General features: G+C 70.6%; 9 protein-coding genes. 3 read left to right on the forward strand and 6 right to left on the reverse strand.

Annotation, left to right across the window (positions count from 1 at the left end; translation table 11 throughout):
* Positions 1-89: 89 nt before the first annotated feature.
* From acnA to ACWD4J_RS09365, 6 genes are all read right to left on the reverse strand, one after another.
* On the reverse strand, positions 90-2,747 hold the full coding sequence (acnA, locus tag ACWD4J_RS09340) for an aconitate hydratase AcnA (protein ID WP_451394693.1): 2,658 nt from the start codon (positions 2,745-2,747) through the stop codon (positions 90-92).
* A 79-nt stretch (positions 2,748-2,826) separates the two neighbouring features.
* On the reverse strand, positions 2,827-4,062 hold the full coding sequence (locus ACWD4J_RS09345; RefSeq protein WP_451394694.1) for a CaiB/BaiF CoA transferase family protein: 1,236 nt from the start codon (positions 4,060-4,062) through the stop codon (positions 2,827-2,829).
* 197 nt (positions 4,063-4,259) lie between these two features.
* The gene (locus ACWD4J_RS09350) at positions 4,260-5,048 is read right to left on the reverse strand and encodes an amino acid ABC transporter ATP-binding protein (protein ID WP_451394695.1); all 789 of its coding nucleotides are present in this window, start codon (positions 5,046-5,048) and stop codon (positions 4,260-4,262) included.
* A complete protein-coding gene (locus ACWD4J_RS09355; RefSeq protein ID WP_451394730.1) occupies positions 5,045-5,914 on the reverse strand; it encodes an amino acid ABC transporter permease in 870 nt (289 codons plus the stop codon). The genes ACWD4J_RS09350 and ACWD4J_RS09355 overlap by 4 nt, the downstream gene beginning before the upstream one ends.
* Before the next feature lie 94 nt (positions 5,915-6,008).
* Positions 6,009-7,226: an FAD-dependent monooxygenase gene (locus tag ACWD4J_RS09360; RefSeq protein ID WP_451394696.1), complete on the reverse strand. Its 1,218-nt coding sequence runs from the start codon at positions 7,224-7,226 to the stop codon at positions 6,009-6,011.
* A gap of 477 nt (positions 7,227-7,703) precedes the next feature.
* A complete protein-coding gene (locus ACWD4J_RS09365; protein WP_451394697.1) occupies positions 7,704-8,474 on the reverse strand; it encodes an IclR family transcriptional regulator in 771 nt (256 codons plus the stop codon).
* A 104-nt stretch (positions 8,475-8,578) separates the two neighbouring features.
* Between ACWD4J_RS09365 and ACWD4J_RS09370 the strand changes: the two genes are divergently transcribed.
* The 3 genes from ACWD4J_RS09370 to ACWD4J_RS09380 all read left to right on the forward strand — a co-directional run bounded on the left by ACWD4J_RS09370 (position 8,579) and on the right by ACWD4J_RS09380 (position 11,646).
* Positions 8,579-9,637, forward strand: a complete 1,059-nt coding sequence (locus tag ACWD4J_RS09370; protein ID WP_451394698.1) for a cupin domain-containing protein — start codon at positions 8,579-8,581, stop codon at positions 9,635-9,637.
* Positions 9,634-10,485 carry a fumarylacetoacetate hydrolase family protein gene (locus ACWD4J_RS09375; protein ID WP_451394699.1) on the forward strand — a complete coding sequence of 284 codons (852 nt, stop codon included), beginning with the start codon at positions 9,634-9,636 and terminating at the stop codon, positions 10,483-10,485. Before ACWD4J_RS09370 ends, ACWD4J_RS09375 begins: the two co-directional genes overlap by 4 nt.
* Before the next feature lie 234 nt (positions 10,486-10,719).
* Positions 10,720-11,646: a transporter substrate-binding domain-containing protein gene (locus ACWD4J_RS09380; RefSeq protein WP_451394700.1), complete on the forward strand. Its 927-nt coding sequence runs from the start codon at positions 10,720-10,722 to the stop codon at positions 11,644-11,646.
* Positions 11,647-11,793 lie beyond the last annotated feature (147 nt).

Here is an 11,793-nt window from a genome sequence, read left to right on the forward strand (position 1 = left end):
AGGTGCGGCCCGCGCCGTTCCTGCCCGGCAAGAAACGGCGGTGGAGCCCGATGGCTCCGCCGCCGTCATTGCAACCGGGCCGGCGGTTCTTACGAGTTACGGGCAGCCCCCGCGGCAACCAGGCCGGGGATCAGCCCGCCGGACCGCAGCCACGCGACCTCCGTGGCCGTGTCCACCCGGGCGCGGGCGGCGACCTCGCCCACCACCGTGCCGCCGCGGCGGATCCGTACCCTCACCGTGCCGCCGGGGACGGCACCGGCGTCCATGCCGAACAGGTCCAGTGTCTCGGAGCCGTCCAGCGTGGCGACCGCCTCAGCGTCGATCTGGAGCGGAAGGACGCCCAGGGCCACGAGGTTCGTACGGTGGATCCGCTCGAAGCCCGAGGCGAGTACGGCGCGGACGCCCAGGAGGCGGGTGACCTTCGCCGCCCAGTCCCGGGCCGAGCCCGCCCCGTACGAGGCGCCCGCGACGACCACGACCGGCTCGCAGCGGTCGCGGTAGCGGGCCGCGGCCTCGTGGACCGGCACGACGTCACCCTCGGGGAAGACGCGGGTCAGCCCGCCGGGTCGGCCGGGGGTGAGCCTGTTCTGCAGCCGGTGGTTGGCGAAGCCGCCGCGGAGCATGACGTCGTGGTTGAGGCGGCGGCTGCTGAAGGAGCCGAGGCGGTCCGGGGCCACTCCCTGCTCGATCAGCCAGCGTCCGGCCGTGGATTCGGGGTCGATCCGTGAGACGGGGGAGATGTCGTCCGTCGTCACGCCGTCGCCCAGCAGGAGGAGTTGGCGTGCGCCGACCAGGTCGCCCCGGACGGTGCCCACCTGCCCGAAGCCGGCGGCCGCCAGGTCGGCGAACGGAGGGCGCCGGATGGCTCCGCTCACGCCGTCCCAGGCGTAGCCCGAGTCGTCCGCGGAACCGGCCCGGCTCTGCGGCGCGGGGAGCAGCTGCGCGGCCGCACTGAGCGCGGCGCCCGTGGCAGGTCCGTCGACGAGGCCGTCGATCTCCTGGGCGGGGGGCCACAGTTCACGGAGGTGGACCGGCCGCCCGGCCGAGTCGACGCCGAGTGGCTCGTTCTCGAGGTCGACCTGGACCGACCCGGCGAGGGCCGCGGCCACGACCAGCGGGGGAGAGGCGAGATACGACGCGCTCACCCTCGGGTGGATCCGGCCGGGGAAGTTGCGGTTACCGGACAGGACCGCGGCGACTGCCAGATCACCCGCGGCCACCTGCTCCTCCACGCCGGCGGCCAGCGGCCCGGAGTTGCCCATGCACGTGGCGCAGCCGTGCCCCGCGACCTGGAAGCCGAGCTGGTCCAGGGACTTCTGCAGCCCGCTGTCGGCCAGCATGCGCGAGGCGGAGTGCGAACCGGGCGTCAGCGACGTCTTGACCCAGGGCGGCACCGTGAGCCCGCGCGCCACGGCGTTACGGGCCAGAAGCCCGGCGGCCGCCATCGCACGGGGGTTGGAGGTGTTGGTGCAGCTGGTGATCGCGGCGATGACGATGTCACCGTCACGCAGCCGGCGTTCACCCTCCTGGGCCCTGTTCCGCACGGGAACCGGGGCGCTGGACGGCACCTCCGCCAGGGGGAGCCGTTGCTGAGGCCGGGCCGGTCCGGCCATGGACCGGCCCACCGAGCCCAGGTCCAGATCGAGCGTCCGTGCGAACCGTGGCTCCGGTGAGCCGGGCGTCGCGAGCATGCCCTGCGCGGTCAGGAACGCCTCGGCCATCTCCACGTGCTGCGCGGAGCGGCCGGTCGCCCGCAGATACGCCAGCGTCGCGGCGTCCGGCGGGAAGAACGCCATCGTCGCGCCGTACTCCGGGGCCATGTTGGCGATCGTGGCCCGGTCCCCGACGGCCAGGGTCTCCACACCCTGGCCGGTGAACTCCACGATGCTGCCGACCACGCCGACCCGGCGGAGTTCCTCGGTCAGCCGGAGCGCGATGTCGGTGGCGAGCGCCCCCTCGGGCAGCCGGCCGGACAGCCGTACGCCCACGACCTCCGGGGCCGGGAAGGCCACGGGCTGCCCGAGCACGGCGGCGGTGGCCTCGATGCCACCGACGCCCCAGCCCACCACTCCCAGAGAATTGATCATGGTGGTGTGGCTGTCGGTGCCGAGCACGGAGTCGAAGCCGGCCAGCCGCCGCCCGCCGTCCGGCTCACCGAGGGACACCAGGTCGGCCAGCACCTCGAGATTGAGCTGGTGGCAGATCCCGAGCCCCGGCGGGACGACGCGCAGCCCGGGAAGGCGCCCCGCGGCCCAGTCGAGGAACCGGTAGCGGTCCGCGTGCCGTTCCCGCTCGAGCTGCAGGTTGCGGGCTGCGGCGTCGTCGTGCCCGTAGTGGTCGACCTCCAGTGCGTGGTCGACCACGAGATCCATGCGGATACGCGGAGCGACGCCCGCCGGATCGCCGCCCGCGCCGGCGACGGTCTCCTGCAGCACGACGAGGTCCGCCAGCACCGGGATACCCGAGGCGTCCTGCAGGAGCACCCGCCGGGGCCGCAGGGCGACGGTGCCCGGCGCGGCGGCGGTCCCCGTCGCGGCGGCGGCGACGCTGCGCACCTGCTCCCGTGCATCCGCGGCGGACTCGGTCCGCAGGATGTGCTCCACCAGGACCCGCGAGGAGTACGGCAGGGTGCTCAGCGGCCCGGCTCCGGCCTCCTCGGCGGCGGGGAGGGAGACGTGGTCCACGTCCGGGTGGCCGGGAAGCGGCCGGCGGAGGGCCGCGATGTCCGGGCTCGTGTCTGTGCTCATATCACTCGTTCCGACGCCATGTGGCTGTCGACCTCGGCCTGCGCGGCGGCACGCGTGTTGCTCATGTTGCTCACTTCGCTCATACGGCCTCCTCCTCGCGCAGCCGGGCGATGCCTGCGTCGTCGTACCCGAGCTCCCGCAGCACCGAATCGGTGTGCTCGCCCAGCAGCGGCGGCGGGGCCGCGGGCCGGACCGCCTCCCCGTCCACGTGTGTCGGCAGACCGACGACCCGCAACTCTCCCCCGTCCGGCTGCAGGGCCTGTCCGTCCCCGCGGGGCGAGGGGAGTTCGGTCACCAGGCCGCGATGCGCGATCTGCGCGGAGCGCAGCGCCTCCGGCACCGTGACGACCGGGGCCGCGGGCACGCCGGTGGGCAGCAGGATCTCGTCCCACTCCTGGGCCGTACGGCTCTTGAGTGAGATCTCCAGCTCTGCGCGGAGGACGTCGCGGTTGCGCTTGCGGTCGTCGCGCGTCACGAACCGCGGGTCGGTGATGAGCTCCTCGCGCTCCAGGACGCGGCACAGGGTCTCGAACTGCTCCTGCTTGTTGGCCGCGATGTTGAGCGCGCCGTCCGCCGTCTGGAACGTACCCGAAGGGGCGGATGTGACGTTCTCGTTGCCCATCGGGGTCGGCTCCCGTCCCGCGACGAGGTGGTCGGAGACGACCCAGCCCATGGCCGTCAGCGCGGCGTCGAGCATGGAGACGTCGAGGTAGGCACCCTCGCCCGTACGGCGCTGCCGCAGCAGCGCGGAGGAGATCGCGAACGCCGCGGCAAGCCCGCCGAAGCTGTCGCAGACCGGGAACCCTACGCGCAGCGGCGCGGTGTCCGGGGTGCCGGTGACGCTCATGATGCCGGACATGCCCTGGATGACCTGGTCGTAGGCGGGCCGCTGGGACAGCGGGCCGGTCGCCCCGAACCCGGAGACGGCGCAGTAGACCAGACCGGGCTTGAGCTCGCGCAGCTTCGCCCAGCCGAAGCCGAGGCGCTCCATCACCCCGGGCCGGAAGTTCTCCAGGAGGACGTCGGCCCGCTCGAGCAGCCTGGCGAAGACCTCCTTGCCCGCCTCACTCTTGAGGTTCACCGTGATCGAGCGCTTCCCCGCGTTCTGCGCGAGGAAGGAGACGCCCAGGCCCTCCCGGCTCAGGCCGGGGTCGGCGCCGAGCTGGCGGGCCAGGTCGCCCGTGCCGGGGACCTCGACCTTGATGACGTCCGCACCCATCAATGCCAGCTGGTAGCCGGCGAAGGGGCCCGCCAGGACGTTGGTCATGTCGAGCACGGTGACGCCGGCGAGCAGCCCGTCAGACGGAGAAGTCATGGGAGAACCGCCTCCAGCCGGCCGTGTCCTGCCTCGCTCGTCCGCGGGGCGACCGCGGCCGCGGTGCGGGCGCGGGCTGCTGAGCGGCGCCGTGCGGGGCCGTTCACCACCGGCGCCGGCGCACGCCGAGTGGAAGCAGTTCTCGTAGACATGAGGGTTCCTCTGAGATGGGGGAGTGGGAACAGAAGGCTGCGCGGTCAGTGGATGACGGAGGCAAGGAACTGTCGCGTCCGCTCCTCGCGGGGCGAGCCGATCACATCGTCGGCCGGCCCGTCCTCGATGATGGCGCCGTCGGCCATGAAGATGATGCGGTCGGCCACTTCGCGCGCGAAGCCGATCTCGTGGGTGACGACCATCATCGTGCGGCCCGTGTGGGCCATCTGCTTCATGACGTCCAGGACCTCGCCGACGAGCTCGGGGTCCAGCGCCGAGGTCGGCTCGTCGAAGAGCATGAGCGGCGGGTCCATCGCGAGCGCCCGGGCGATCGCGACGCGCTGCTGCTGGCCGCCGGAGAGCTGGGAGGGGTAGCGGTCCTTGAACCCGGCCATGCCCACACGGCCGAGCACGTCGATCGCGATCTCCTCGGCGTCGCCGGGCTTCGTCCTCTTGACCTGGACCGGCCCCTCGACCACGTTCTCCAGCACGGTCATGTGCGGGAAGAGGTTGAAGCGCTGGAACACCATGCCGATGTCGATCCGCTGGGCGGCGCGCTCGGACTCGGTGAGCGTCTTCCAGCCGCCCTTGACCTTCTTGACGCCGATGTAGTCGCCCTCGTACGTGATCGTGCCCTCGCCGATCAGCTCGAGCTGGTTGATGCACCGCAAGATCGTGGACTTGCCGGAGCCGGAGGGGCCCAGCAGGCACACCACCTCGCCGGGCATGACCTCCAGGTCGATGCCTTTGAGGACGTGGTTCTGCCCGAAGTGCTTGTGCACGCCCCGCATGACGAGCAGCGGGTCCTTCGTGGCGATGGTGTCGGAGCTCATCGGCGGCTGCCCTTCGCGAGGCGGCGCTCGAGGTGGCGCTGCAGGACGGTCATGACGGAGACGATGGCCAAGTACCAGAAGGTGGCGACGGTCAGCATCTCGAGGGTCTTGTAGCTGACCGAACCGATGTCGTTGGCCACCGTCATCAGCTCGCCGCCGGCGATGACCGACACCATCGCGCTGGCCTTGAGCAGCGAGATGAGCTGGTTGCCGGTGGGCGGGATGATGATGCGCAACGCCTGGGGCAGGACGATGCGCCTGAGGATCCGGCCCCTCGTCATGCCGATGGCCTTGGCCGCCTCCTCCTGGCCGCCGTCGACGCTCTGGATGCCGCCGCGGACGACCTCGGCCATGTAGGCGGCCTCGTGGAGGGACAGCGCGAGGACGGAGGCGACGAACACCGTGATGGCGGAGTTGGTCGGCACGGAGAACAGCATCATGTCCGTGAACGGGACCCCCAGCCCCAACCGCGGGAAGAGGAGCGCGAAGTTGCCCCAGATCATGATCTGGACGAGAAGCGGGACGCCGCGGAAGAACCAGATGTAGAACTCCGCCAGCGCCGTCAGCACGCGATTGCCGGACATCCTGGCGACCGCGATGACGACGCCGAGGAGGATGCCGATCAGCATGCTGACGACCGTCAGCTCGAAGGTCTTCAGGAGACCTTCCAGGACCATCTCGTTGGAGATGTTCGAGGCGATCATCCCGTAGTCGATGTTCTTGTTGTCCGCGAGGAGCGCGAGAATCCACGCGGCGAAGATCAGGCCGACGACCACGGACGCGATCTGGCCGGGGGAGCGGACGGGCTTGTACTCGCTCCTCGGTGGTACGGATTCGATGTTCCGAGGCGGCTCGGCGACTTGCATGCTCACGAAAGTGCCCCGTTCATAGTGGAGTGGGAAGAGGCGGGATCGCGCGCGGCCCGCGGCCGGCCGCTCCCGGGCGGCGGCTGACCGCGTGTCACACGGGATAGGCGCGCGTCGCGGGCGCCTTGTCGACCGGCATGAACATCCAGTCGAGATGGACGTGGTCCTGGGGGTCGTGGTCCTTGAAGAAGTTGTTCCGCAGATGCCGCGCGACGCCCTCGTAGTGGAAGAGCTCACCGGCCACACGTGCCAGGCGCTGGACGTTCCCGACATGGCTCAGGCGCCGCTCCTCGTAGCGCCTGAAGGCCTCGCCGGGGGTGTCGGCCGAGGCGAACTCCTCGGCCATGACCGCGGCGTCGTCGAGGGACTGGGCCCCACCCTGCGCCAGGTACTGCAGCATGGCGTGGGCGGCGTCGCCGATCAGGGCCACGTTGCCGTCGACCCAGCGGGTCGCGGGCTCGCGGTCGTACATCGGCCAGCGCAGCTCCCGGTTGAGGTACTCCCCGGCCTTGCGGACGTGGTCGCAGCACACGCCGAAGCGCTCGTCGAGTTCGGCCTCCGTGCCCCAGTCGTCGTGGTCCGGGGAGTAGTTGTCGGAGCGGAAGACGGCGACGTTGTTGTAGAGCTTCCCGCCGCGCAGGGGGTACTGGATGAGGTGCATGGCGGGTCCTAGCCAGCAGAGCACCGTCGGCGACTCGGCAGCCTCCTCGCCCACGGCCTCGATCGGCACGGTGCCGCGGTAGGCCACGTACTTCGACGGCACCAGCTCGTCGTCGATGATGGTGGGCCGGATCGCGGAGCGCACGCCGTCGGCGCCGATCAAGGCGCCCGCCAGATAGGCAGAGCCGTCCGCGCAGACCACCTTCACGCGGCCGTCCGCCTGCTTCTCGGTGGACACCACGCCGCGATTCGTCTCCAGGACCACCGACGGCAGCTCCCGGCAGGCCTGGAGCAGGGAGCCGTGGAGGTCGGCGCGGTGGGTGACGATGTACGGGTAGCCGTAGCGCTCGACGAACTTCGGGCCCAGGTCGATCGATGCGATCCGCTTCCCGGTGACGGCGTCCATGTACAGCTTGCGCTGCGGGAAGACGGCGTCCTTCATGACCGCGTCCAGCACGCCCAGCCTGTCCAGGACCGACATCGCGTTGGGTGCGAGCTGGATGCCGGCGCCGACCTCCCCGAACTCCGGGGTGCGCTCGAGTACGTGCACCGCCTTCCCGGCCCGGCCCAGACCCAGCGCGACCGCCAGCCCTGCGATACCTCCGCCGACGATCAGCGTCTCGACCTCGATGGCTGGTGTGTCCTCGGTCACTGTGCGTGTTCCTTTCCTCAGCCGTGGCGTCCGGACGAGACCGGGCTGTTCTGCATTGTGGAAGATGATTCTGCTATTGACACTAGGCACGGTTGAACGATGCCGTCAATGGATCGAGTACCGCGATCTAGTGGGGTTTCGAGGTGCCGTGCCGTCCTGCAGAAAAGCGGGTGGACCCGTCGGCATCGGGTGGGACCCGTGCCCGGACTGTGGGGAGTGCCAGTCCGGGAGGGGTGCGACGAGCGTGCCGGCGCCCCTGGGCGCGGTCAGGCAGGTCGGGCGAAGTCCGCTGCGGTTCGGCGGCGCCCTGAAGGGGCGCGGGGCTGCCACATGGGCGGCCCCGCCGCGATGGGGGTCCCCCTGTTCGAGCGAAGCCGAGAGCTTGGGGGAGCGATCAGCCGCGATGGTGCCGCAGGCGATCGACGGCGCATCGCGGCCCCGCGGCGGAGCCGCATATCGACAAGGCCGGCGGAGCGCTCAGCGGGAAAGCGCGATGGTGAGCGCCGCGGAGGCGGCCTGCAGTTTCGTCGCGACCGACGGCAGCAGCTCCTGCGGGATCCGCGAGGTCGGATAAGTCATGCCGATCGCGTACTCGATGGCGCCGGACGCGCCCCGGACGGGTACGGCCGCGACGCTCACCCCCGGCTCGATCTCCCCGTCGTGGTGGGCGTAGCCGCGCTCCCTGTCGGACCGCAGGCGCTGGATGAGTTCGTCGGCCATCGGTCCGCCGCCGGGGCCCTTGATCGCGGCCGGGACCAGGGACCGCAGGGCCGCCTCGTCGTGGTCGAAGAGCAGGGAGCGGCCCATGGCGCTCACCCAGGAGGGGAGCGCGTGCCCGGCCCGGTCCCCCACGCGCAGCATGTGGGGACCCTCGGCGGTGAACAGCGTGACAGCGAAGGCCTGCTCGAGCACCGACAGGTGCACCGTCTCCTGCGTGTCCTCCGCCAGGTCGCGCAGGATGGGCCGGGCCTGCTCGAGGAATCGCTCGCGGGAGTGACCCATCGTCAGAAGGGCTGGCCCGGGCCGGTAGGCCTTGCTGTCGGAGTCCTGAACCGCGAAGCCGTAGTGGGCGATCATCTGCAGCAGGCGGTGGGCCGTGGACGGCGCCACCCCCAGCTCGGTGCTCGCCTCGTTCACCCGGACCCCTGCGGGACGCTCGCTGACCAGAAGCAGGAGGCGCAGCGCCTTGTCCACGGACCCGATGGGGTAGGCGGGCGCGGGGCCAGGAGTGTCTTGGGAGGTGGTCATGGGTCCTTTATAGAGGATCAGGCCCTCCTCTTGACAGGCTCGGACCCCCTTGTAATTCTGCGATACGGAATGCAAGACCGTCTTACAGAATGCTCGGAGGGGTTGTGGCAACCCGCACAGTGGACCCGGCGCCGGTGGCAAGGCCGGACGAGGGCTTCTACGCCGAACTCGAGGACAACCACCTATCCCCCCTCTGGCAGCTCATGGGGGGCATCGGCGAGCAGCCGGTCACGAGCATGCGCCCCCACATCTGGCGGTATGCCGACGTCCGTGAGTACCTCATGAAGGCCGGTGAGGTCGTCTCGATCGAGGACGCGGCCCGCCGCGTCCTCGGCTTCCGCAACCCCGGCTGTCAGCCCCATCAGCGCACCGGCGCCACGGACAGCCTCTGGGCCGCGCTCCAGCTCGTGATGCCGGGGGAGATCGCGCCCCCGCACCGCCACACCCCGTCCGCGCTGCGCTTCATCATCGAGGGCGACGGCGCGTACACCACGGTCAACGGCCAGCGCGTGCCCATGGAGGAGGGCGACTTCCTGCTGACGCCCAACGGGCACTGGCACGAACACGGCCACACCGGCGACGGCCCCATGATCTGGCTGGACGGGCTGGACTCACCCCTGGTCAACAAGCTCGGCCTCTACACCATCCAGGAGACCGACACCCTGCAGCAGGTGGCGGACGAGCTCCCGGAGCAGCTTCTCAACGGAACCATCCTGCCCGCGTGGGACGTCCCCGCGCCCAGCGTGCAGCAGCCGCTGGTGTTCAAGCTCAAGGACGCCCTCGAGGTCATCGACCGGCTGCGCGACGGTGAGGGCGACCCGTACGACGACGTCATCGTCGAGTACCGCAACCCCCGCACCGACGGCCCGGTGATGACCAACATCGCCGCCTACCTGCAGCTCATCCGCCCCGGCGTCGACACCCGGGCGCACCGCCACACCCACGGAACCGTCCACCACGTCGTCCGCGGCTCGGGTCACTCCGTGATCGACGGTCAGCGGTACGAGTGGACCAGGGGCGACACCTTCGTCGTGCCGCTCTGGTACGAGCACAGCCACCACAACCCCGGGGGCGAGGACGCTCTCCTCTTCTCCTACACCGACAAGCCGGCCGTCGAGGCGCTCGGCCTCGGACGCACGGAAGCGAGCACACAGAACGCATGAAGCTCTACGTCTTCGACGACTACCAGCTCGGCGCCGAGGCGTCCGACGGGACCCTCGTCAACCTGAACGACCTGATCCCCGGGCACACCGCACCCAAGGAGCGGATGAACGCGCTCATCGCCGCGTGGCCCGAGGCCAAGGACGAGGCCGCGCGCCGCGCCGCCGCCGGCGGCGGCAAGCCGCTCTCCGACGTCCGGGTCCGGGCTCCCCAGCCGCAGCCGCGCGACCTGTTCGCGGCGCCGGTCAACTACCACAAGCACCAGCAGGAGATGGGCGGGGAGCAGGGGGTCTACAAGGACCGCAAGATCCTGTCCGTCGAGGTCCGCAAGGGCTTCCTCAAGGCGGCGACGTCCATCGTCGGTCCGGACGGCGCGATCGAGCTGCCCTGGCCGGACCGGCGCTTCGACCACGAGGCCGAGCTCGGCGTCGTCATCGGGCGCGAGGCGAAGGGCGTGTCCGAGGAGGACGCGCTGGACTACGTGTTCGGCTACACCCCCCTGATGGACATCACGCTGCGCGGAGACGAGGACCGCTCGTTCCGCAAGTCCATGGACACCTTCACTCCGATCGGCCCGCACATCGTGACGGCCGACGAGATCGAGGACCCGGAGAACCTGGACTTCTGGCTCACCGTCAACGGCGAGATGCGGCAGAAGTCGAACACCTCCTTCCTGATCTACGGCATCGCCAAGCTCATCGCCACCTACTCCGAGGTCATGACCCTTCAGCCGGGCGACATCATCGCCACCGGCACTCCCGAGGGCGTGGGCCAGATCGTGCCCGGCGACACCGTCGTCCTCACGATCCCGGCGGTCGGCAAGCTGACGATGGCGGTCAGGGCACGCTGACACCGGTCGGGGACACGTCAGCAACCGGGCGGCCGGCGCCGCCGTGAGCGACGGCGCCGGCCGCCCCCGCCTCATCGGCGTCCGCCCCTTCCGCCCCTGAGTCCACCCTGGGTCCCCCGGCAAGCCCCCCACTGCGGAGTACGCCCTGGGGGCGTCCGACGTGCTCTTTTCCGTACCGAACGACGCACTTCCGACATACGAAATGGTCTGTCTTCAACGATGAGGAGCCATCGCATGACCACCGCCCACCACACGCGTGCCACCACCCGCCGAACCCGCCTCGCCCTCGGCGCCCTTCTTGCGACAGGCGCCCTGCTGGTGACCGGATGCGGTGGCGACGCCGGCGCCAAGGCCGGCGCGGGCAGCGACGCGGCCGTCGACCCCGCGCTGCAGAAGCGCCTCCCCGACTCCATCAAGGACTCGGGCGTCCTGAGAATCGGCACGGTGACCTCGACGACTCCGCTGACGGAGAAGCCGGGCAGCGAGGTGACCGGGCTCATCCCGGACCTCGCCCACGCGATGGCGGCGCGTCTGGGCCTCGAGGTGAAGTTCATCGAGTCGCCCATGGCGGCCCAGATCGCGGCGCTGCAGTCGGACCGGGTGGACGTGACCTGGAGCGCGATGACCTCCACGGCGGAGCGGGAGAAGTCGATCAACATGGTGCCGTACATCCGCACCGCAAGTGCCCCGCTCGTCCTCGAGGGCAACCCGGCGGGCATCAAGGTGGCCAAGGACCTCTGCGGCAAGTCCGTGGGCGTCGTCCGCGGCGGCAACAGCCACCTCGTCCTCGAGGCGTTCCAGAAGCGCGAGTGCGGGGGCGATCCGCTCAAGCCGAAGCTCTACGACAAGAGCTCCGACGGGCTGGTGCAGCTGCAGAGCGGAAAGCTCGATGCCTTCGTCGGCGTCGGGATCCAGCTCAAGCACGTCGCCGAGACGGCCAACGGGGGCTCCACCTTCGACTTCGTCGACCAGGTCATCGACGAGAACGTGATGAACATCTGCACCGCCAAGGACAACACCGAGCTGGCGGAGCTGATCCGCGACACCCTGCGCAAGGTGATGGACTCCGGCGAGTACGTAAAGATCCTCAAGAAGTACGGCGGCGAGGGTGACGCCCTCACCAAGGAGGAGACCGAGATCAACCCGGTCACGAACTCCTGACGTACCCGTGCGGGCCTTCGCGGTCCGGCGGCGGCAGCCCCCGTCGCCGCCGCTTCTGGACGTCGTCGGACTGCCCGAAGGGCACCGGGAGTCTGTTGCTGCGGGTGCCGGCGGACGGGCGCGTCACGCAGACCGTGGTGTGGGACC

The sequence above is a fragment of the Streptomyces sp. NPDC002577 genome (genome assembly GCF_053594815.1).